The following is a 20442-nucleotide window of genomic DNA, read 5'->3' as shown; positions in this document are numbered from 1 at the left end:
AAGGGCGGCCGCCGAACGGCGGCCGCCCTTCGACGTCCGCGGCGTCAGTCCCCGGCGGGCTCGTCCTCGGGGACGACGTCCACACCGGCCTCCTTGCGCTGCCCCGGCGTGATCGGGGTCGGCGCGGCGGTCAGCGGGTCGTAGCCGGACGCCGCCTTCGGGAACGCGATCACGTCCCGGATCGACTCCTGCCCGGCCAGCAGCATGATCGTCCGGTCCCAGCCGAACGCGATGCCGCCGTGCGGCGGCGGGCCGAACTTGAACGCCTCCAGCAGGAACCCGAACTTCGACTCCGCCTCCCCCTTCGTCATGCCGAGCACGTCGAAGACGCGCTGCTGCATCTCGGCGCGGTGGATACGGACGGACCCGCCGCCGATCTCGTTGCCGTTCAGCACGAGGTCGTAGGCGTTGGCGAGCGCGGCGCCGGGGTCGGTGTGGAAGGTGTCGGCGTACTCGGCCTTCGGGGCGGTGAACGGGTGGTGGACGGACGTCCAGCCGATCTGCTCGCCCTTGTCGTCCTCGACCGGCTCGAAGATCGGGGCGTCGACGACCCACACGAAGTTCCACGCGGACTCGTCGATGAGGCCGCGGCGGCGGCCGATCTCCAGCCGGGCCGCGCCGAGCAGCTCCTGGGTGGCGTGCCGCTTGCCGGCGCCGAAGAACACCGCGTCGCCGGGGGCGGCGCCGGTCTTCGCGGCGAGGCCGTCCTTCTCGGCGTCGGACAGGTTCTTCGCGACGGGGCCGGTGAGCGTCCCGTCCTCCTGGAGCAGGACGTACGCGAGGCCGCGGGCGCCGCGGGACTTCGCCCAGTCCTGCCAGGCGTCCAGCTCCTTGCGGGTCTGGGACGCGCCGCCCGGCATGACGACCGCGCCGACGTACGGCGCCTGGAACACCCGGAACGACGTGTCGGCGAAGTACTCCGTCATCTCGGTCAGCTCCTGGCCGAACCGCAGGTCCGGCTTGTCGGAGCCGTAGCGCGCCATGGCGTCGGCGTAGGTGATGTGGGGGATCGGCCGGGGGATCTCGTACCCGGCGATGTCCTTCCACAGGCGGGCGATGAGGTCCTCGCCGACGTTCAGGACGTCGTCCTGGTCGACGAACGACATCTCGATGTCGATCTGGGTGAACTCGGGCTGCCGGTCGGCGCGGAAGTCCTCGTCCCGGTAGCAGCGGGCGATCTGGTAGTACCGCTCCAGCCCGCCGACCATGAGCAGCTGCTTGAACAGCTGCGGCGACTGCGGCAGCGCGTACCAGTGGCCCGGCTTGAGGCGGGCGGGGACCAGGAAGTCGCGGGCGCCCTCCGGCGTGGACGCGGTCAGCGTCGGGGTCTCGACGTTGACGAACCCGTGCCCGCGCATCACCTCGTGGACGAGGAACGACGCCTCGGACCGGATCCGCATGGCGCGCGCGACGGCCTCGCGGCGGACGTCGAGGTACCGGTGCTTGAGCCGGATCTCCTCGTGGACGTTGACGTCCCCCTCGACCGGGAACGGCAGCGGCGCGGCCTCCGACAGGACCTCGATCTCCGCGGCGGCGACCTCGATCCCGCCGGTGGGGATCTCGGGGTTCTCGTTGCCCTCGGGCCGGATCCGGACCTCTCCGGTCACCTTCACGCAGAACTCGGACCGCAGGTCGTGCGCCGCGTCCTCCTCCCGGAAGACGACCTGGGCGGTGCCGGACGCGTCGCGCAGGTCGATGAACGTGACGCCGCCGTGGTCGCGGCGCCGCGCCACCCAGCCGGCGAGGACGACCTGCTGCCCGGCGTGCTCCGGGCGCAGCGTCCCCGCGTCGTGCGTGCGGATCATGTGGCGAGCCTTTCCTTCAACGTCGAAGTGATGTCGGCCAGGGGCACGGCGGTCTGCTCGCCGGCGGCGAGGTCCTTGACCTGGGCGACGCCGTCCGCGATGTCCCGCTCGCCGAGGATGACGGCGTAGCGGGCGCCGGAGCGGTCGGCGTCCTTCATCGCGCCCTTGAGCTTCTTGCCGCCGAACGCCATGTCGGCCGCGACCCCGGCCCGGCGCAGCTCGGCGACCAGCGCGAACATCCGGCGCTCGGCGGTCTCGCCGAGCGCGACCCCGAACGCCTCGCAGCGCGGCCGGGCCGCGAACCCCGCGCTCCCCGACGCGTTCTCGGCGTCCAGCGCGAGGATCGTCCGGTCGAGGCCCAGGCCGAACCCGATGCCGGGCAGCGGCGGGCCGCCGATGTCCTCGGACAGGCCGTCGTAGCGCCCGCCGCCGCCGATGCCGGACTGCGCGCCGAGCAGCGGGTGGTCGAACTCGTAGGTGGTGCGGGTGTAGTAGTCGAGGCCCCGCACCAGCCGCGGCGCGTCCTCCCAGGCGATGCCGAGGTCGCCGAGGAGTTCCCGGACGCGGTCGTGGTAGGCCTTGCACGCCCCGCACAGGTGGTCGGCCATCAGCGGCGCGTCGTCCAGTTGCGCCTTGACCTGCGGCCTCTTGTCGTCCAGGACGCGCAGCGGGTTGATCTCGATGCGGGCGCGGGTCGCCTCGTCCAGGTCGAGGCCCCGCAGGAAGCCCTGCAGCAGTTCCCGGTACGCCGGACGGCACTCCTTGCAGCCCAGCGAGTTCAGCAGCAGCCGCACCCGCGTCAGGCCGAGCGAGCGGTACCAGTTCGCCGCGATCGCGATCGTCTCGGCGTCGACCTGCGGGTCCTCGCTGCCGATCGCCTCCAGGTCGAGCTGGTAGAACTGCCGGTACCGGCCCTGCTGGGGCCGCTCCGCGCGGAACGCGGGGCCGCTCGTCCAGACCTTCACCGGCAGCGCGCCCTGCTTGTGCAGGTTGTTCTCCAGGACGGCGCGGAGCACGCTCGCGGTGAACTCGGGGCGCAGCGTCAGCGAGCGGCCGCCCTGGTCCTCGAACGTGTACATCTCCTTGGACACGACGTCGGTGGACTCCCCGACCCCCCGCTTGAACAGGTTCGTGTCCTCGAAGACGGCCAGCTCCAGATAGCCGTAGCCGGCCAGCCGGGCCTGCTCGGCGAACGCCTCGCGAATGGCGTAGAAGAGGTCCGCGCGCGGCGTGACGTATTCCTTGACCCCCTTGGGGGCCTGAAAGCTCGAACTCATGATCTTTTGGTCAGAATCCCTTGTGCGGGCCCTCGGCCGGCGTCAGGTCGGCCAGGAAGGGGTTGGTGGCGCGTTCGCGCCCGATGGTGGTCTGCGGGCCGTGGCCGGGCAGGACCGCGGTCTCCTCGGGCATCCGCAGGCATACCCGGGACAGGCTGGCGAGGATCTGCTCGTACGATCCGCCGGGCAGGTCGGTGCGGCCGATCGACCCCGCGAACAGCAGGTCGCCGGTGAACATCACGTCCGGGACCTCCCCGGCGGGCGGCGTCCGGAACGTCACCGAGCCGGGAGTGTGGCCCGGCGCGTGGTCGACGGTGAGGCTCAGCCCGGCCAGTTCCAGGACGGCTCCGTCAGCGAGCTCGCGGACGTCGTCCGGCTCCGTCAGCTCCAGCCCGCCGAACAGCTGCTGCCCGGCGCCCAGCGACAGGCCCTTCGCCGGATCGGTGAGCAGGTCGCGGTCGTCCGGATGGATCCAGGCGGGGACGTCCTTCGCGCCGCAGACCGGCGCGACCGACCAGACGTGGTCGAGATGGCCGTGCGTCAGCAGCACCGCGACCGGCTTCAGCCGGTGCTCGCGGAGGATCTCGTCGATCCCGGCCGCGGCGTCCTCGCCCGGGTCGATGATCACGCACTCCTCACCCGCGGCGGGCGCCACGACGTAGCAGTTCGCGGCGAACGATCCAGCGGGGAACCCGGCGACGAGCACGGCCGTCCTTCCTTGGAGCCATCGTGGGGTTCGAGCGTACCGGCGCGGCCGTGGCCATCGCGAACGAGATGCCGCTCGCCGTGTCGCCGCCGACCCGCCCGGTACCGCTACTATGCGCTGCACGTTCACCTGATCACACCGGAGGGGCTTGCACGTGGCGGCGAAGGACCGCAAGAAGCAGCTCGCGCGGCAGCGTTTCGAGCGCCAGCAGGAACGCCGGCGGGCGGAGCGCGCCCGCGCCCGCCGCATCAAGATCATCGGTGCGGCCGGGGCGGTCGCGGTGGTCGCGGCCGGGGGCGGCGGCGTCGCGCTCTACATGAACGACTCGGACGCCGACGAGGGCCGCTGCTCCTACACCGCGGCGCCCGGCGAGAGCGCCGGGAAGGCCGGCCGCCCGCCGTCCGATCCGGCCTACGGCGGCATGGTCCAGGCGACCGTCAAGACCAGCCAGGGCGACGTCGTGATGCAGCTGGACGCCGGCAAGGCGCCCTGCACCGTCAACTCCTTCGCCCATCTGGCGAAGAAGAACTTCTTCGACGGCACGCCCTGCCACCGGATGACGAGCGGGGGCGCCCTCAACGTCCTGCAGTGCGGCGACCCGCAGGGCACGGGGATGGGCGGCCCCGGGTACCAGTTCCCGAACGAGAACACGACCGGCGCGACCTACCGCAGGGGCACCCTCGCCATGGCGAACTCCGGGGCCGACACGAACGGCAGCCAGTTCTTCATGGTCTACAAGGACTCGGAACTGCCCCCGAACTACTCCGTCTTCGGCACGATCACGCGCGGGCTCGACGTGCTGGAGAAGGTCGCCAAGGGGGGCACGGAGCCCAAGGGCGACGGCGCCCCCAAGAAGAAGGTCACGATCCAGGACGTCACGATCGCCGGGAAATAGGCGAACGGGATACTAAGGTGTGGAGGGTCCGGTCGCCGGGAACGTGACCGGACCCGCGATTCAGGAGGCAAGGGTGTCCAGCGCGACCGATCCCTGGGGCCGGGTGGACGAGGACGGCACCGTCTACGTGAGGACGTCCGACGGTGAACGGGTCGTGGGGTCCTGGCAGGCCGGTGCCCCTGAGGAGGCCCTGGCCTACTTCAAGCGCAAGTACGACTCGCTGGTCACCGAGATCGGCCTGCTGGAGCAGCGCGTCCGCACGACCGACCTGCAGCCCGCCCAGGCGCAGCAGAGCATCGAGCGGCTCCGCGAGGCCGTCACCGGGGCGCACGCCGTCGGCGACCTCGACGCCCTCGCCCGCCGGCTGGACGGGCTGAGCGAGCTCGTCGGGCGGCGCCGCGAGCAGGTCAAGGCCCAGCGCGAGCAGCACCGCAGCGAGGCCCGCGAGGTCAAGGAGCGCATCGTCGCCGAGGCCGAGCGGATCGCGGCCGAGGAGACGCACTGGAAGAACGGCGGCGAGCGTCTCCGCAAGCTGGTCGACGAGTGGAAGGCCGCCGACCGCATCGACCGGCCGACCGAGACGGCGCTGTGGAAGCGGCTGTCGTCCGCCCGCAACGCGTTCACCAAGCGCCGCAAGGCGTACTTCGCGACGCTGGACGACCAGCGCGAGGAGGCCCGGCGCGAGAAGGAGCGGCTGGTCGCCGAGGCGGAGGCGCTCTCCGGCTCGACGGACTGGAGCGACACCGCCGCCGCCTACCGCGACCTCATGCGCCGCTGGAAGCTCGCCGGGCGCGCCTCCCGCGACGCCGAAGAGGACCTGTGGACCCGGTTCAAGGGCGCCCAGGACACCTTCTTCCAGGCCCGCAGCGCCGCGTTCGCCGAGCGCGACGCCGAGTTCCAGGGCAACGCCGAGGAGAAGGAGAAGATCCTCGCCGAGGCGGAGAAGCTGGTCCCGGTCACGGACGTCCGGCAGGCCCGGCAGGCGCTGCGGACCGTCCAGGAGCGCTGGGAGGCCGCGGGCATGGTGCCGCGCGACCAGCGCGACCGCCTGGAGGGCCGGCTCCGCAAGGTCGAGGAGGCGGTCCGGACGGCCGAGGAGGCCGAGTGGCGCCGCACCAACCCCGAGGCCCGCGCCCGCGCCGAGGCCACCGTCGGCCAGCTGCGCAGCTCCATCGAGCAGCTGGAGAAGCGCCTGGAGAAAGCCCGTGCGGCGGGCCGCGACAAGGACGTGAAGGAGGCGGAGGAGGGCCTCGTCGCCCGCCGCGCCTGGCTGGAGGAGGCCGAGCGCACGCTCGCCGAGTTCTCGTAGGCGGCCACCGCCGAATGCCCGAAGAGGCGGCCCCCTGCGCGGGGGCCGCCTCTTCGCGTCTCAGCGCGCGCCCCGCTCCCGGAGCATGCCCTCCATCAGCCGGATCTCGGCCTCCTGGCCGTCCACCATGGTGCGGGCGAGCCGCTCGACGCGGTCGTGGCCGGTGCGGGCGAGCACCGCCCGCGCCATCTCCACGCCGCCACGATGGTGCTCGATCATGAGGCTCAGATAGCGGGTCTCGGCGTCCCTGCCGTCCGCCTTCTGGAGCTCCCCGATCTGCGCCTCCGTCGCCATCCCGGGCATCCGCGCCCCGGACGCGCCGCCCGCTCCGCCGCCGTGGGCTCCGTGGCCCATCCAGCGCATCGAGCCGCCGGGGTCGGCCTTCGGGGCGTCCCACTCGTCCAGCCAGGCCGTCATCATGCCGATCTGCTGGGACTGGGTGTTGGCGATGTCGTAGGCGAGCAGCCGGACCCTCTCGTCGCGCGTCCGGTCCCGGACGATGAAGGACATCCGGACCGCCTGGGCGTGGTGGGCGCTCATGTCGCGGGCGAACCCGGCCTCCGGCCCGTCCGGGCCGGGGCCGCCGGACCGCAGGAACGCGGAGGCCGCCACCGCGGCGGCGGCGAGGAGGAGCACGGCCACGAGCACGGCCGTCGCCCGCCGGCCCGGGGCGGGGCGCTCGGTCACGGGGCGTCCTTCGCGCCGTCGCAGGCGGCGCCCGGCTCCGGCGTCTGCGGGCCCTTCACGAACGTCCGCAGGAACGCGTCGATCCGCGTGTCGGAGGCGCTCTGGACGCCGACCTGGCTGCCCCACGCGGTCAGCGTGATCGGGTCCTTCTGCGACGGGTACGGGCTGAGGAACGTGTAGCCCGTCGCGGACACCTTGGCCTTCAGCGCGCTCAGCTGGGCGGCGTCCAGGCCGGGCCGGTAGGTGATCCAGACGGCGCCGTGCTCCAGCGAGTGGACGGCGTTCTCGTTCCGGAGCGGCTGCTCGTAGACGCGGGCGTCGCAGTTCTGCCACATGGGGTCGTGGTCGCCGCCCATGGGCGGCGCCCCGTCGTACTTCACGGTGCCGGACGTGTGGTCGCGGCCCAGGTCGTCCTTCTGCACGAGGTCCTTGATGGACGCCCCGGCGGGCTCCGGCCGGGACAGGATGAACGCGTACGTGATCGCGACGATGGCCAGCACGCCGATCGAGCCGTAGAAGGCGATCACTCCCCAGGGGGTCTGGCGCTCGGTCAGGGCGTTGGGACGGGCCTTGCTGTTGCTGTTGCGGTTGCGGGCGCCCTTGGACATGAGGGGGTCCTCTCGAGGGTCTGGTTCAGGTGGACGGGAGGGACGCGGCGCGCCGCCGTGACGGCGCGTCGGGTGGCCTTGCGGCCGGCCCGTCACAGCCTGAGGACCTGCAGGGACGCCGGTGAGGGGGCGGGGAGCGGGGGACGGGGCGGCGGGGCGAGCACCCATCCGGACCGGGCCGGCAGGCGGACGGCCGGGCGGCGGAGCCCGGCCGCGAGGCCCAGGGCCACGAGCCCGAGCAGCACGGCCAGCGACAGGCACATGTGCAGGGGAAGGTCCTGCGGGGCCTTCAGGGGCGCGCTGAGCGTGCTGTGGGGGGTCTGGTCGGACAGCGCGCCGGCGGGAGCGGTCACCGCGTGCTCGGTGCAGATGCGGGGCGGAGGGCCGTGCCCGATGCCGTAGGCGGAGACGAGCCCGGCCACGGCGAACAGCGCGACGAGCAGGCCCGCGGGCCCGTGCCGCCGCAGCGCCGTCGTCCAGGTCACCGTCACGCTCCAGATTCTGCACCCTTCGGGCGGTCCCAACGCACGGGCACCCACCCCCGGTTCCCGCGTCATGGGTACGCGGTTCCGTTCCGCCCGCGAGGAGGGGAACGACCATCTTGCTGTAATGATTTCCCCCATGTGGCGATCAGTGGGCGGATTCCGGGCGCTCGGCGGCGGACGCGTCGTGCTCGCGGGGGCCCTGCAGGCGGGGCTCATGGCGGCCGCCCTCGCCGCCTACGGCTACGGCCGCCACCTCGTCGAGGCCGCGCCCGCGGAGGCGTTCGCGAACGCGCGGGCGCTGTGGGACCTCGAGCGCGCCCTCCTGCTGCCCGACGAGGCGGCCCTCCAGGACGCCGCGCTCCGCTGGGACGGCTGGGTCCGGCCGGCCAACGAGTACTACGTCCGCGTGCACTTCCCGGCGATCACCGTGTTCATGGCGTGGACGTGGCTCCTGCGGCGGCACGCCTGGCCCCGCGTCCGCGCGGTCGTCCTCGGGTCGGCGGCGGTGGCGCTGGCCGTGCACTTCGCCTACCCCCTCGCCCCGCCCCGCATGCTGCCGGAGCACGGGTTCGTCGACCTGATGACCGTCTACGGGCCCAGCGCGTACCAGACGGAGCCGGGGGAGGGGCTCGCCAACCAGTTCGCCGCGATGCCGTCCCTGCACGTCGGCTGGGCGCTGCTGATCGCCTGGGGCGTGGTCCGCCACGGCCGGGGCCGGGCGCGGTGGCTGATCGTCGCGCATCCCGTCCTCACGACCCTGATCGTCGTGCTGTCGGCGAACCACTACTGGCTGGACGGTGTCGTCGGCTCGCTGATCGTGGTGGGGGCGCTGTGGGCGACGTCGGCCGTCCCCGCCCTGCGGGACGGGCCGCCCGCCGGACGGGCGGGACCGTCGTCCCGCCGGGATAGTGTCGGAGCGTGACCAGCAGGGCGGAACCGGGCGGTGCCGAGGGCCTCTTCGAGGACCCGTCGGCGGAGGCCCCGGCCCCGGCGGCACCCGGGCGCGGCGAGGCCCGCGACGCCGTGGGCGGCGAGGCCCGCGACCCAGGCGGGGACGCCGCGCAGCCGCTCGCCGTCCGGATGCGGCCCCGCGCGCTCGACGAGGTCGTCGGGCAAAGCCACCTCCTCGGCCCCGGCACGCCGATCCGGCAGCTCGTCGACCGCGACGTGCCGATGTCGCTCGTCCTGTGGGGGCCGCCCGGCACCGGAAAGACGACCCTGGCCACCGTCGTCAGCCACGTCACGTCCCGCCGCTTCGTGGAGATCTCCGCCGTCAGCGACGGGGTGAAGCGGGTCCGCGCCGAGATCGACCTGGCCCGCCGCGAGCTCGGCATGGCCGGGCGGCGGACCGTCCTGTTCGTCGACGAGGTGCACCGGTTCAACAAGGCGCAGCAGGACGCGCTGCTCCCCGCCGTCGAGAACCGCTGGGTGTCGTTCATCGGCGCCACCACCGAGAACCCGTTCTTCTCCGTGATCAGCCCGCTGCTGTCGCGGTCGCTGCTGCTGACCCTCGAGCCGCTCGGCGAGGACGACCTGCGCGAGGTGGTCCGCCGTGCCCTCGCCGACGAGCGCGGTCTCGGCGGCGCCGTGACACTCGACCCCGCCGCCGAGGACCACCTCGTCCGGCTCGCGGGCGGTGACGCCCGCCGCGCCCTCACCTACCTGGAGGCCGCCGCCCTCGTCGTGGAGGACGGCGGCGTCATCGACCCGGACGTCCTGGAGAAGGCCGTCGACCGGGCCGCCGTCCGCTACGACCGCGAGGGCGACCAGCACTACGACGTCATCAGCGCGTTCATCAAGAGCATCCGCGGCAGCGACGTCGACGCGGCACTGCACTACCTCGCCCGCATGATCGAGGCGGGCGAAGACCCCCGGTTCATCGCGCGGCGGCTGATCGTCCACGCCAGCGAGGACGTCGGGATGGCCGACCCGACCGCGCTGCAGACCGCCGTCGCCGCCGCCCAGGCCGTCGAGTTCGTCGGGCTGCCCGAGGCCCGCATCAACCTCGCCCAGGCGGTGATCCACCTGTCCATGGCGCCCAAGTCGAACGCGGTGATCCGGGCGGTGGACGAGGCGCTCGGCGACGTCCGCAAGGGCCTGGCCGGGTCCGTCCCGGGCCATCTGCGGGACGCCCACTACAAGGGCGCCGCGAAGATCGGCCACGGTGAGGGCTACCAGTACGCGCACGACCACCCCGGCGGGGTCGTCCGGCAGCAGTACGCGCCGGACGCCGTCGACGGCCGCGAGTACTACCGCCCGACCCGGCACGGCGCCGAGGCCCGCTTCACCGAGGTCCTCGCCCGGATCCGGTCGGTCCTGCGCGGCGGTCCGGGCCGCTGAGCAGGCGTGGAAGCGCGCCCGCCGGTAATGGAACGGACAGCGGCGCCGGGGCCGGATAACCTGCCGACGGGACCCCGGACGCGCCGGGCACGGTGATCGTCCCGCGCGGCCCCGGGCGGCGCCCACGGTAAGGTCGGTCTGGCCCGAGCCGTGCGACACGCCGCACACCCGGCCGGACACGGCCCGGACACACAGCCCGAATACACAGCGAACGGAAAGCCCTGATGCTCACTGGCGGACAGTTGGCCGGCCTCATCGTGGCCGTGTTCTGGGCGGTGCTGGTCGCGTTCCTCGCGCTCACCCTGCTGAAGCTCTCCCGGCTGCTCGGCGAGGCCGGCAAGGTCGTCCGCGACCTCGGCGACCAGGCCGGGCCGCTGCTGGACGACATGAACCGCACGGTCCGGCGCGCCAACGAGCAGCTGGGCCGCACCGACGTGATCACCAAGCAGGTCGCGGGCGTCACGCAGAACGTCTCCGCGGTCACCACCGTCATGACGTCGGTGGTCGGCGGGCCGCTGGTGAAGGCGGCCGCCTTCTCCTACGGCGTCCGCAAGGCGCTCGGGAACGGCGGCGGCCGGGAGACCCCGTCCGACCGCCCGCAGCTGCCCGCGCCGCGCTCCCGTTCCGGGAAGGGGCGGCGATGAGGCGGATGTTCTGGCTGTCGGTCGGCGCCGGCGCCGGCGTGTACGCCACGCACCGCGTCAAGCGGCGGGTCGAGCGGTTCGCGCACGCCTGGTCGCCCGAGGGCGTCGCCGCGCGCGCCGTCACGACCGGGCAGGACGCCGGGACGCGGTTGAGGGTTTTCGCCGCCGACGTGCGTACCGGAATGCGGGCCCGCGAAGAGGAGCTGCGCGAGGCGATCCGCATGGACCAGGCTCCACCCGAGCCCGACGAGGTCCGGCCCCGCCGGATCCTGAAGGGCCGGTACACGATCATCGACGACGACAAGGATGGCCACTGATCATGGAGTCGGCAGAGGTGGCACGCCGCTTCCTCACGTTCTTCGAGGAGCGCGGCCACACCGTGGTGCCCTCGGCGAGTCTGATCGCCGAGGACCCGACCCTGCTGCTGGTCAACGCCGGCATGGTCCCGTTCAAGCCGTACTTCCTCGGCCAGCGCACCCCGCCGTCGCAGCGGATGACCAGCGCCCAGAAGTGCGTCCGGACGCCCGACATCGACGAGGTCGGCAGGACCACCCGGCACGCCACGTTCTTCCAGATGCTGGGCAACTTCTCCATCGGCGACTACTTCAAGGAGCAGGCGATCCCGTTCGCGTGGGAGATGCTCACCCGCTCCCGCGAGGACGGCGGGTTCGGGTTCCCCGAGGAGAAGCTCTGGGTCACCGTCTTCCAGGACGACGACGAGGCCCAGGACATCTGGCACAGGAAGGTCGGCGTCCCCCTCGACCGCATCCAGCGGCGCGGCATGGAGGACAACTTCTGGTCGATGGGCGTCCCGGGCCCCTGCGGCCCCTGCTCGGAGATCTACTACGACCGGGGCCCGGAGTACGGGCGCGAGGGCGGCCCCGTCGCCGACGAGGACCGCTACCTCGAGGTGTGGAACCTCGTGTTCATGCAGTTCGAGCGCGGCCCGGGGGAGAGCAAGACCGATTTCCCGATCCTCGGCGACCTGCCCGCCAAGAACATCGACACCGGCATGGGCCTGGAGCGCATGGCGGCGGTCCTGCAGGGCGTCGACAACATCTACGAGACCGACACCCTGTGGCGGGTCCTCGACCGCGCCGCCGGGCTGACCGGCACGTCCTACGGCCGCGACCACCGCGCCGACGTGTCGCTGCGGGTCATCGCCGACCACGTCCGCAGCGGGACGATGATGGTCGCCGACGGCATCCGGCCCGGCAACGAGGGCCGCGGCTACGTGCTGCGCCGCATCCTGCGCCGCTCCATCCGCAACCTGCGGCTGCTCGGCGGGCAGGACGCCGGGCTGATGCACGAGCTGACCGCCGTCGCGATCGCCGCGATGGGCGAGCAGTACCCCGACCTGGTGCGCACCGCCGCGAACATCCACACGGTCATCGACGCGGAGGAGGAGTCCTTCCTCCAGACCCTCCGCACCGGCACCGCGATCTTCGACACGGCGGTCGAGGAGACCAGGACCGCCGGACGGCCCGTCCTGGCCGGAGACGCGGCGTTCAAGCTGCACGACACCTACGGCTTCCCGATCGACCTCACCCTGGAGATGGCCGCCGAGCAGGGCCTCCAGGTCGATGAGGACGGCTTCCGCCGGCTCATGAAGGAGCAGCGGGACCGCGCCAAGAAGGACGCCCGGGACAAGAAGACCGGCAACCTCGACGTCTCCGTCCTGGACGAGCTGCTCACCGAGGCGGGCGGCCGGGTCGACTTCATCGGCTACGGGCACCTGCTCGGCGACGCCCGGGTCGTCGGGCTGCTGGTCAACGGCGCCAACGCCGCCGCGGCCGGGGAGGGCACCGAGGTCGAGGTCGTCCTCGACCGGACCCCGTTCTACGCCGAGGGCGGCGGCCAGCTCGCCGACCACGGCGTGATCAGGCTGGGGAACGGCGCGGTCATCGACGTCCACGACGTCCAGTCGCCGCTCGCCGGGCTCATCGTGCACCGCGGGAAGGTCCGCAGCGGCGAGGCGCAGGCCGGCGACTCCGCGCACGCCGAGGTCGAGGTGGAGCGGCGCCGGGCGATCTCCCGCTCGCACACCGCGACCCACATGGTGCACGCCGGGTTCCGCCGCGCGCTCGGCGAGTCCGCCGCACAGGCCGGGTCGGAGAACTCGCCCGGCCGGTTCCGGTTCGACTTCACCGCCTCCGGCGCCGTCCCCGTCAGCGTGCTGCGCGACGTCGAGGACGAGGTCAACGAGGTGCTGGTCAACGACCTGGACGTCCGGGCGTTCCAGACCTCGATCGACGAGGCCCGCGCGATGGGCGCGCTCGCGCTGTTCGGCGAGAAGTACGGCGACGAGGTCCGGGTCGTCGAGGTCGGCGACTACTCCCGCGAGCTGTGCGGCGGCACCCATGTCGGCAGCTCCGGCCAGCTCGGGCTGATCAAGGTGCTGGGCGAGTCGTCGATCGGCGCCGGCGTCCGCCGCGTCGAGGCCCTCGTCGGCATCGACGCGTTCCGGTTCCTGGCCCGCGAGAGCGTGCTCGTCGCGCAGCTCGCCGAGCAGATGAAGGCGCGCAAGGAGGAGCTGCCCGAGCGCATCTCCGGCGTCGTCACCCGGCTCCGGGACGCGGAGAAGGAGCTGGAGAAGCTGCGCTCGCAGCAGATCCTCGCGATCGCGGGGTCGCTCGCCGACGGCGCGTCCGACGTCGGCGGCATCGCCTTCGTCGGGCACCGCGCCCCCGACGGCACCGGCGCCGACGACCTGCGCAGGCTGGCGACGGACGTGCGGGGCCGGCTCCAGGGCCGCCCGGCCGTGGTGATGGTGACGGGCGTCCCGAAGGACCGCCCCGTCGTCGTCGTGGCCGTCACCGAGGGCGCCCGCGACCGCGGCCTCAAGGCCGGTGCGCTCGTCGGCGTCGCGGCCGGGACCCTCGGCGGCGGGGGCGGCGGCAAGGACGACCTCGCCCAGGGCGGCGGGGCGGACCCCGCGGCCATCGGCGACGCGCTCGCCGCCGTCGAACGCGCGGTAGGGGCCGCGTGAGCCCGGACCGGACGGAGGGACTCCGTGACAACGGCACCGATCGGGGGAAGTACCCGGGAGGCGCCGGTGAGGCGCCTGAGACTCCCGAATGGAGGGAGGCCATGAGGCCGCCGAGCGGAGCGAGGTCATGAGGCCGCCGAGCGGAGGGAGGCCATGAGACAGGGCGTGCGCCTGGGGGTCGATGTCGGGAGCGTCCGCGTGGGCGTCGCCCGCTGCGACCCCGGCGGGATCCTCGCCTCCCCCCTGGAGACCGTGAAGAGCGGGAGGGGGGACGTCGACCGGCTCGCGGACCTCGCCCGCGAGCACGAGGCGATCGAAGTGGTGGTCGGGCTGCCGACGTCGCTGTCGGGCCGGGAGGGCCCGGCGGCGGAGGCGGCCCGCAGGTTCGCGGCGCGGCTGGCGGACCGCCTCCCCCCGGAGGCGGTCAGGCTGTACGACGAGCGGCTCACGACGGTGACCGCGGAGGCCGGCCTGCGCGCCGGCGGCGTGCACGGCCAGGCGCGGCGCAAGGTCGTCGACCAGGCCGCCGCGGCGGTCCTGCTGCAGGCGGCCCTGGACGGTGAAAGGTCGACCGGACGCCCCCCCGGGGAGATCGTCCGGGCAAGCTCATGAACGATCTGGATCTCTTCTCCGACCCGTACGGCGACGGGCACCCCCCCGAGGAGCAGCTCGGCAGGCGGGCGCAGCGGCGCCTGCGCAAGCGGCAGAAGCGCCGCAAGCGCAGCGGCCGCGCGGCCGCCCTGTTCGCGATGGCGTTCATCGTCGCGGTGTTCGGCACCGGCGGCGTGCTCGGCGTCGCGTGGCTCGACAACAGGATGAACCCCCCCGACTACGGCGGATCGGGGAGCGGCAAGGTCAGCGTCCAGGTCCGGGAGGGCGACAGCGGCTCGGTGATCGGCCTGCGGCTGGAGCAGCACGAGGTGGTGAAGAGCGCGCGGGCGTTCGTGAAGGAGTACGCCAAGGATCCGAAGCGCGCCTCGCAGATCCAGCCGGGCTTCTACCAGATGAGGCGGAAGATGTCGTCGGCGGCGGCGATGGCCCTGCTGCTGGACCCGAAGTCGCGGGCCGGGACGCAGATCACCATCCCCGAGGGCCGGCGCGCCATCGAGACGTACGAGCTGCTGTCCAAGAAGACCGGCATCTCCGTTCGGGAGTTCCAGTCCGCCGCGAAGAACACCGGCGGCCTCGGGCTGCCGCCGTACGCGAACGGCAAGGTGGAGGGCTTCCTGTACCCGGGGCGCTACGACCTCGACCCGAACGGGAACGCCCGCGGCATCATCAAGGCCATGGTGGACCGGTTCAACAAGGCCGCCGAGAGCGACGGCCTGGTGCGCAAGGCCCGCGCCAGGGGGCTCGATCCGGCGAAGGTCGTCACGCTCGCCAGCCTGATCCAGGCGGAGGGCGGCAAGCCGGAGGACCTGCCGAAGATCTCCCGCGTCGTCTACAACCGGCTCAAGGTCGGGATGCCGCTGCAGTTCGACACGACCGTCCTGTACGCCCTGAACAAGCGCACGCTGGACGTCCGGGATCGCGATCTCCAGGTCCAGTCGCCCTACAACACCTACAAGTACAAGGGGCTGACACCCGGGCCGATCTCCAACCCGGGCCCGGACGCGATCGACGCGGCGCTGAACCCGGAGCCGGGGACATGGCTGTTCTTCATCGCCACCGACCCCACAAACAAGATCACCGAGTTCGCCACCACCGAGGCGGAGCGGGTGCGCCTGGAGAAGAAGTTCCGGGCGTGGCAGCGGGCGAACCCCGGGAACTGAGGGAGCCGCGTTGAGGGGGAGAGCGTGACGGGCGCGGTCCGGCGGGCCGCGGTGCTGGGGTCGCCGATCGCCCACTCGCTGTCGCCGGCGCTGCACCGCGCCGCGTACACGGCGATGGGCCTGGACGGCTGGTCCTACGACGCGATCGAGTGCGGCGAGGACGGCCTCGCCGCCGTCCTCGACGGGCTCGGACCCGAGTGGGCGGGCCTGTCGCTGACGATGCCGCTCAAGCGGGTCGCGCTGAAGCTCGCGGACGAGGTCAGCGAGCTCGCCGCGAACGTCGGGGGCGCCAACACGATCGTCCTGCGGGACGGGCGCCGGCTCGCCGACAACACCGACGTGCACGGCGTCGTGGCGGCGCTGCGGGAGGCGGGCCTCGGCGCGCCCGGATCCGCGGTCGTCCTCGGCGGCGGCGCCACGGCGGCATCGGCCCTCGCGGCGCTCGCCGAGCTCGGCCTGACCGAGGCGGTCCTCGCGGTCCGCACCCCGGAACGCGCCGCCGCCACGGCCGAGGCGGGGGAGCGGTGCGGGCTCGCCGTCCGCGTCGCGACCCTCGACCGGCTCACCGCCGAGCTCCCCGCCGGACTGGTGGTGTCGACGCTCCCCGGGCGGGCCGCCGACGCGTACGCCGGGCCGGTCGCCGCGTCCGGCGCCGCGCTGTTCGACGTCGTGTACGCGCCGTGGCCGACGGCGCTCGCGACCGCGGTGCGGGAGGCAGGCGGCACCGCCGTCGGCGGCTTCCCCATGCTGCTGCACCAGGCCGTCCGGCAGGTGGCCCTGATGACCGGACGGGACGATGTCCCGGTCGCGGCGATGCGCGCCGCAGGGGAGGCCGAACTCGCCCGCCGAGCCTGACCGTCACGCGGTGGGCGGCGGGGCGCGCGGCTCCCGGCGCCGCCGCACCGACCGGTCGATCATCGCGAGCACCACCGGCAGGATCACGCTCAGCCAGAAGTCCCGCCACTTCCACGCGCCGGCCGCGACCCCGGCCGCGCTCGCCAGGCACACGAACCCGAGCAGCAGCGACGACCAGTGCCGCCGCGCCGCCCGCACCGGGTCGAACCGGCGGCGCCGCGGCAGCAGCGCCGCCAGCGGCCGCTCCCGCGCCGCGCCCCGCTGCACCACGGCCGCGTCCGGCAGCCAGTGCAGGACGTCGCCCGCGCCGGTCAGCGGGAGGCGGGCCAGCGCGAACAGCGCCTCCAGCCGCCACCACAGCGTCCACAGCGACGTCCGGCCGCGCGAGCCGCCCGGCCGCGGGCCGGCGACCTCGCCGCGCAGCAGGGTCCGGCAGGCGCGCGCGACGAGCGGGCCGTCCGGTCCGCGCGGGTCCCGCAGCAGCGCCATCAGCGCGATCGGCAGCCCGTAGTGCCACAGCGCGAGCCGCCAGACCGGCTTGGACGCGGTGCCGTGCGGCGAGACGTCGTAGGTCTCGATCCAGACGTGCTCGTCGTCCGGGTCCAGGTTGGCCCGCAGCCAGTCGTACCCGCCGAGGATCCGCTCGGTGGGCGGCTCCGGCCGCGCCTCGGCCAGCGTGACCAGGACGAACGCCGTGTGCGTGACGGTCGGCCCGGCCGCCGGGGTGGGGCCCCACGCGGGCCGGCGCGCCGTCCGGTCGGCGGTCAGCCACTCCACGCCCCGCCCGACGGCCGGGTCGTACGGGTTGAGCCGGGCCAGCGCCCGCAGCGCGAGGCAGGTCTGCCACACCCGCGACGGGCAGCCGTGCAGCGACCCCCAGCCGCCGTCGGGGTTCTGGTTGCGGACCAGCCAGCGGTAGGCGCGGCGCACGTCCGGCGCGTCCTCCCGGAGGTCGCAGCGGGCGAGGGCGAGGAACCGCGCGATCCATCCGGTCGCCTCCACCACCGGCATCCCGAGGCTGGTGTTGGTGGCCCACCCGCCGTCCCGCAGCCCGTCGCCCGACGCGGTCTGCCGCGCCGCGAGGAACGCGAGCCCCTCGTCGAAGTACTCGAACGGGCGCCCCGCCTCGGTGAACGCGAGCAGGCCGAGCGCGGTCGCGGTCGTGCCCGGCTCCGGCCGCCCGAGCTCGTGGTACCAGCCGCCGCCGCTGCCGGGCACGGGGGCGTAGCTGCCCCGCAGGACGTCCAGGGACTCCTCGAGGCGGCGCGCGACGACGGCGAAGTCGAGCGCGGGCACGGCGGCGGGCTCGTCGGGCGGGTGCGCGACGCGGTGCCACAGGGCGGGAAGGCGGGGGATCTGCTGCATTGTTCCTCTGACGGAATCGTTCCCATTCGGCCACGCTTTGTACCCTTCCGGTCCCGCCGGTCTATCCCCCGCCGCACCGATCGCCGGGAGCGGGCGGCGGGCACCCTGGAAGGGAGATCAGGTGCTGGAGGACGCGGGTTGGCGGAGCCATGGGGGCGCGACGAGCCGGGCCGCGACTGCGTGCTGTGCCCGCCGCTGCGCTTCCGGCTGAACGCGATGGCCGATCTGCCGGGCGCCGCGTCCGTCCTCGCGTCCGACGCCGCATTCCTCCTCATGCCCGACCTCGCCCCGCTCGCCGACGGGCACCTGCTCCTCGTCACCCGGGCGCACCTGGCCTGCGCCGGGGCGTTCGACGAGCCCACCTGGGAACGGGCGCTCCGCTGGCGCGACCACGTCGCCGCCCTCTACCGCACCGCCTACCGGACCGCCGACCTCGTCCTGCTCGAGCACGGCCCCGGCACGCCCCAGGGCGGCGGCGCGTGCGTCGACCACGCGCACTGGCACCTGCTGCCGGGCGTGCGCGGCGTCCGGGCCGCCGTCGAGGGGTGCGGCCCGCCCGGCACGCCCGCCCCGGACGGATCCCTCCGCGCCGCCCTCGCGGCACGGCACCGGGCGGGCCGCTCCTACCTGCTGGTGGGGGAGGGCGGCACGGCGACCGTCCACCCCGGCGACGGCGTCCGCAGCCAGTTCCTGCGGTGGAGCGTGACGGCGGCCTCCGGCGGGCCGGACGGCCCCTGGCGCTGGCAGGAGACGTTCGGGCTGCCCGCCAGCCGCCGCCGCTTCCTGCGGACGCTCCGCACCCTGCGCTGGGCGCCGCCGCCCGGCGGTCAGCCAGCGGCCAGCCACCGGTAGAGCTCCGCCGCCGCGAGCCGGTCCCCGAATCCGGTGCGCTCCACGCCCTCCCGGTAGCCGGTGGCGTACTCCTCGGGTTCACGCCCCCGACGGTGGACGAGAGTGCACTCGAGGGACGTCTCCCCATGGCGGAGGAAGCACAGCGGGCTTCCCTCTATCGCCGCGTCCAGTGCGCGGGTGAGAGCACGGATCTCGGAGGTGCCGACGGGGACGGGCCGGCGCAGGACCCTCGCCAGGGTGTGGGCCTCCGCGAACACGACGTCCGCGAGGCCGAGGAAGGGCAGCACCTCCGCCGAGGGCAGCCGCGCGTCGATGTCGTGCGGGACGAGGTCGAACGCCACCCGCGTGCCCGCCGCCCGCGCGATCTCCGCCGCCGCCCGGACCGCCGCCCGCGACACCGGCGACAGCAGGGCGTAGCCGTCCAGGACCAGGACGTCCGCGCGGCGGATCCCGGCCGCCGCGGCCCCGACCTCCGCCGCCGTGAGCCGCCGCCCCGGCGCGTCCTCCTCGGCGACGAGCAGGCGCACGCCCGGCCCCGGCCCGTCCGGGCGGTCGCGGAGCATGACCGTCACCCCGTTCCGCGCCCCCCGCTCGGCCCGAACCCGGTCCCGGACGCCGATCCGCCGCAGCTCCTTGCGGATGACCGGGGTGAAGTCGTCGTCCCCGACCTTCGCCAGCACCGTGACCCGGCGGAAGCGGCGCACCGCGACCCGCGCGAAGTTCACCGCCGTGCCCGCGACCACCGCCCGCGCCGGCGCGTAGGACAGCCGGTCGGACGTCAGGTCGCGGAACGCCACGTCCGGCAGAACCGCGCGGACCTCGACCCGCACGTCCCCGATCACGAACAGGGAGAACCGGCGCCGCTCCGCCCCGTCGAGGCTCGGCCACCGGACGGGGGAGCTGCCCGGAGCGTCCACCGCCTCAGCCCCGCGACAGGAGGAACGCGCGCATCACCGGGCGCAGGCTCGGAATGAGGTCCTGGTCGGGCGCCATCTCCAGCGGCACCCACGCGTAGTCGGCGAGGTGGTCGCCCCCGTCCTGGTTCTCCAGGCCGACGTCCAGGGTCACCGGCGCGCACCGCCGCGCCGCCGCGACGACCCGCACCCGCCCCCCGGGCCGGACGCGGTCCGGCATGAACCACTGCCACAGGTGGAACGGCGGACCGGGCTCGACCTTGAGACCGACCTCCTCCCAGACCTCCCGCCTGATGTGGTCGTCCAGGTCGAGGTCCCCGGCCACCTGGAGCCGCCCGCCCGGCACCTCCCACCGGCCGGGGTGGAACGGGTCGGAGTCCGCCTTGCGCACCATCAGCAGCTCGTCGCGCGCCACGATGAACGCCTTCTGCGCGAACTCCAGCCTGATCGGCTCCATGGCGGCGAGCGGACCGGCCGCACCGGCCTCGTCCGGGGACATGGGGGTTCCTCCCTGGCGCCGGCCCCGCCGGGCCGTCCTCGCCCCACCGTAACAAGCGCCGCCCCGCCCGCCGAGCGCCCCGCAGGGCACAAGCCCCTTCCCGCCCCCGCCTGCTCAGCCCCCGCTCTCCCCGTCCCCTCCGCCCGTACGGACGCCGCCCGGCGCGCGTGCGGGCGTAGAGCCGTCCGGGTGCGTGGTATCGTGGGTGGTCGACCGGCCCTGTGCGCGCGATCATCCCGATCACCCGCGCGGGGCGCTCAAGCGGAGGCCACCTCCCACCTGACCGGCCATGCGGCCGGTGGGTATCGGTCCGGCGAAGCGGGCGCGTGCGTCCGGCTCGCCGTCGTCCCTGGACGCGTCGGCGTCCCGGGCGACCGATGGTGGCCCCGCATGTGAGTCGTGCGGGGCTTTTCTCGTTGAGGGCCCCAGGGTACGACCGG

At 74.1% G+C, this 20442-nt stretch carries 20 protein-coding genes; 11 read left to right on the top strand and 9 right to left on the bottom strand.

The annotated features are described in order from the left end of the window. Positions 1 to 44: 44 nt before the first annotated feature. Genes aspS through IE99_RS0121595 form a run of 3 tightly spaced genes read right to left on the bottom strand, consistent with a single transcriptional unit; the run spans position 45 to position 3788 of the window. Complete coding sequence (gene aspS, locus IE99_RS0121605) at positions 45 to 1805, bottom strand: aspartate--tRNA ligase (RefSeq protein ID WP_030173776.1); 1761 nt, start codon at positions 1803 to 1805, stop codon at positions 45 to 47. Then, on the bottom strand, positions 1802 to 3082 hold the full coding sequence (gene hisS, locus IE99_RS0121600; RefSeq protein WP_030173772.1) for a histidine--tRNA ligase: 1281 nt from the start codon (positions 3080 to 3082) through the stop codon (positions 1802 to 1804). Before hisS ends, aspS begins: the two co-directional genes overlap by 4 nt. 10 nt (positions 3083 to 3092) lie before the next feature. Continuing rightward, complete coding sequence (locus IE99_RS0121595) at positions 3093 to 3788, bottom strand: MBL fold metallo-hydrolase (RefSeq protein ID WP_030173770.1); 696 nt, start codon at positions 3786 to 3788, stop codon at positions 3093 to 3095. Positions 3789 to 3942: 154 nt separating this feature from the next. Between IE99_RS0121595 and IE99_RS0121590 the strand changes: the two genes are divergently transcribed. Together IE99_RS0121590 and IE99_RS0121585 are read left to right on the top strand one after the other, a co-directional pair. Then, on the top strand, positions 3943 to 4683 hold the full coding sequence (locus IE99_RS0121590) for a peptidylprolyl isomerase (protein ID WP_030173767.1): 741 nt from the start codon (positions 3943 to 3945) through the stop codon (positions 4681 to 4683). Positions 4684 to 4756: 73 nt separating this feature from the next. After that, entirely contained in the window at positions 4757 to 5992 is a 1236-nt protein-coding gene (locus tag IE99_RS0121585; protein WP_030173764.1) for a DUF349 domain-containing protein, read from the top strand. 60 nt (positions 5993 to 6052) lie between these two features. Here the strand turns inward: IE99_RS0121585 and IE99_RS0121580 are convergent, their stop codons facing one another. The 3 genes from IE99_RS0121580 to IE99_RS0121570 form a co-directional block, all read right to left on the bottom strand. After that, complete coding sequence (locus IE99_RS0121580) at positions 6053 to 6679, bottom strand: DUF305 domain-containing protein (protein WP_030173759.1); 627 nt, start codon at positions 6677 to 6679, stop codon at positions 6053 to 6055. Further along, the gene (locus IE99_RS0121575) at positions 6676 to 7287 is read right to left on the bottom strand and encodes a thioredoxin-like domain-containing protein (protein WP_030173756.1); all 612 of its coding nucleotides are present in this window, start codon (positions 7285 to 7287) and stop codon (positions 6676 to 6678) included. Before IE99_RS0121575 ends, IE99_RS0121580 begins: the two co-directional genes overlap by 4 nt. 92 nt (positions 7288 to 7379) lie before the next feature. After that, the gene (locus IE99_RS0121570) at positions 7380 to 7778 is read right to left on the bottom strand and encodes a hypothetical protein (RefSeq protein ID WP_157610433.1); all 399 of its coding nucleotides are present in this window, start codon (positions 7776 to 7778) and stop codon (positions 7380 to 7382) included. Between the two features lie 130 nt (positions 7779 to 7908). Here IE99_RS0121570 and IE99_RS0121565 point away from each other — a divergent pair, with 130 nt between their 5' ends. From IE99_RS0121565 to IE99_RS0121530, 8 genes are all read left to right on the top strand, one after another. Then, complete coding sequence (locus tag IE99_RS0121565) at positions 7909 to 8694, top strand: phosphatase PAP2 family protein (protein ID WP_169744465.1); 786 nt, start codon at positions 7909 to 7911, stop codon at positions 8692 to 8694. A gap of 158 nt (positions 8695 to 8852) precedes the next feature. Then, the gene (locus IE99_RS0121560) at positions 8853 to 10112 is read left to right on the top strand and encodes a replication-associated recombination protein A (RefSeq protein ID WP_084219771.1); all 1260 of its coding nucleotides are present in this window, start codon (positions 8853 to 8855) and stop codon (positions 10110 to 10112) included. A gap of 224 nt (positions 10113 to 10336) precedes the next feature. Then, positions 10337 to 10756, top strand: a complete 420-nt coding sequence (locus tag IE99_RS0121555; protein ID WP_030173743.1) for a DUF948 domain-containing protein — start codon at positions 10337 to 10339, stop codon at positions 10754 to 10756. After that, entirely contained in the window at positions 10753 to 11073 is a 321-nt protein-coding gene (locus tag IE99_RS0121550; RefSeq protein WP_030173739.1) for a DUF6167 family protein, read from the top strand. Before IE99_RS0121555 ends, IE99_RS0121550 begins: the two co-directional genes overlap by 4 nt. 2 nt (positions 11074 to 11075) lie before the next feature. After that, complete coding sequence (gene alaS / locus IE99_RS0121545) at positions 11076 to 13745, top strand: alanine--tRNA ligase (RefSeq protein ID WP_030173736.1); 2670 nt, start codon at positions 11076 to 11078, stop codon at positions 13743 to 13745. A gap of 153 nt (positions 13746 to 13898) precedes the next feature. Then, positions 13899 to 14357 carry a Holliday junction resolvase RuvX gene (gene ruvX, locus IE99_RS0121540; protein ID WP_030173733.1) on the top strand — a complete coding sequence of 153 codons (459 nt, stop codon included), beginning with the start codon at positions 13899 to 13901 and terminating at the stop codon, positions 14355 to 14357. Next, positions 14354 to 15517, top strand: coding sequence for an endolytic transglycosylase MltG (gene mltG / locus IE99_RS0121535; RefSeq protein WP_037559883.1), 1164 nt, complete (start codon positions 14354 to 14356; stop codon positions 15515 to 15517). Before ruvX ends, mltG begins: the two co-directional genes overlap by 4 nt. A 24-nt stretch (positions 15518 to 15541) precedes the next feature. Next, complete coding sequence (locus IE99_RS0121530; protein WP_030173727.1) at positions 15542 to 16372, top strand: shikimate dehydrogenase; 831 nt, start codon at positions 15542 to 15544, stop codon at positions 16370 to 16372. A gap of 3 nt (positions 16373 to 16375) precedes the next feature. Here the strand turns inward: IE99_RS0121530 and IE99_RS0121525 are convergent, their stop codons facing one another. Further along, positions 16376 to 17737, bottom strand: a complete 1362-nt coding sequence (locus IE99_RS0121525) for a prenyltransferase/squalene oxidase repeat-containing protein (RefSeq protein WP_030173724.1) — start codon at positions 17735 to 17737, stop codon at positions 16376 to 16378. Between the two features lie 138 nt (positions 17738 to 17875). Here IE99_RS0121525 and IE99_RS0121520 point away from each other — a divergent pair, with 138 nt between their 5' ends. Beyond that, the gene (locus IE99_RS0121520) at positions 17876 to 18589 is read left to right on the top strand and encodes an HIT family protein (protein ID WP_030173722.1); all 714 of its coding nucleotides are present in this window, start codon (positions 17876 to 17878) and stop codon (positions 18587 to 18589) included. On the opposite strand, the gene IE99_RS0121515 is transcribed toward IE99_RS0121520, so the two are convergent. Beyond that, positions 18565 to 19506: a PfkB family carbohydrate kinase gene (locus IE99_RS0121515; protein ID WP_030173719.1), complete on the bottom strand. Its 942-nt coding sequence runs from the start codon at positions 19504 to 19506 to the stop codon at positions 18565 to 18567. The two genes, IE99_RS0121520 and IE99_RS0121515, sit on opposite strands and share 25 nt — an antisense overlap. Before the next feature lie 4 nt (positions 19507 to 19510). Further along, positions 19511 to 20002 (bottom strand): NUDIX domain-containing protein, encoded by a 492-nt coding sequence (locus tag IE99_RS30580; RefSeq protein WP_030173716.1) that lies wholly within the window; start codon positions 20000 to 20002, stop codon positions 19511 to 19513. Positions 20003 to 20442: the final 440 nt, after the last annotated feature.

It is taken from the genome of Spirillospora albida (assembly GCF_000718255.1).
Classification (GTDB): domain Bacteria; phylum Actinomycetota; class Actinomycetes; order Streptosporangiales; family Streptosporangiaceae; genus Spirillospora; species Spirillospora albida.
This window is presented reverse-complemented; position numbering and strand designations above follow the sequence as displayed.

Excerpts from the sequence above, each read along its gene's own strand:
- mltG (WP_037559883.1), top strand. The coding sequence starts at position 14,354 with ATGAACGATCTGGATCTCTTCTCCGACCCGTACGGCGACGGGCACCCC.
- aspS (WP_030173776.1), bottom strand. The coding sequence starts at position 1,805 with ATGATCCGCACGCACGACGCGGGGACGCTGCGCCCGGAGCACGCCGGG.
- IE99_RS0121565 (WP_169744465.1), top strand. The coding sequence starts at position 7,909 with ATGTGGCGATCAGTGGGCGGATTCCGGGCGCTCGGCGGCGGACGCGTC.
- ruvX (WP_030173733.1), top strand. The coding sequence starts at position 13,899 with ATGAGACAGGGCGTGCGCCTGGGGGTCGATGTCGGGAGCGTCCGCGTG.
- alaS (WP_030173736.1), top strand. The coding sequence starts at position 11,076 with ATGGAGTCGGCAGAGGTGGCACGCCGCTTCCTCACGTTCTTCGAGGAG.
- IE99_RS0121550 (WP_030173739.1), top strand. The coding sequence starts at position 10,753 with ATGAGGCGGATGTTCTGGCTGTCGGTCGGCGCCGGCGCCGGCGTGTAC.
- IE99_RS0121560 (WP_084219771.1), top strand. The coding sequence starts at position 8,853 with ATGCGGCCCCGCGCGCTCGACGAGGTCGTCGGGCAAAGCCACCTCCTC.
- IE99_RS30580 (WP_030173716.1), bottom strand. The coding sequence starts at position 20,002 with ATGTCCCCGGACGAGGCCGGTGCGGCCGGTCCGCTCGCCGCCATGGAG.
- IE99_RS0121575 (WP_030173756.1), bottom strand. The coding sequence starts at position 7,287 with ATGTCCAAGGGCGCCCGCAACCGCAACAGCAACAGCAAGGCCCGTCCC.
- IE99_RS0121525 (WP_030173724.1), bottom strand. The coding sequence starts at position 17,737 with ATGCAGCAGATCCCCCGCCTTCCCGCCCTGTGGCACCGCGTCGCGCAC.
- IE99_RS0121555 (WP_030173743.1), top strand. The coding sequence starts at position 10,337 with ATGCTCACTGGCGGACAGTTGGCCGGCCTCATCGTGGCCGTGTTCTGG.
- hisS (WP_030173772.1), bottom strand. The coding sequence starts at position 3,082 with ATGAGTTCGAGCTTTCAGGCCCCCAAGGGGGTCAAGGAATACGTCACG.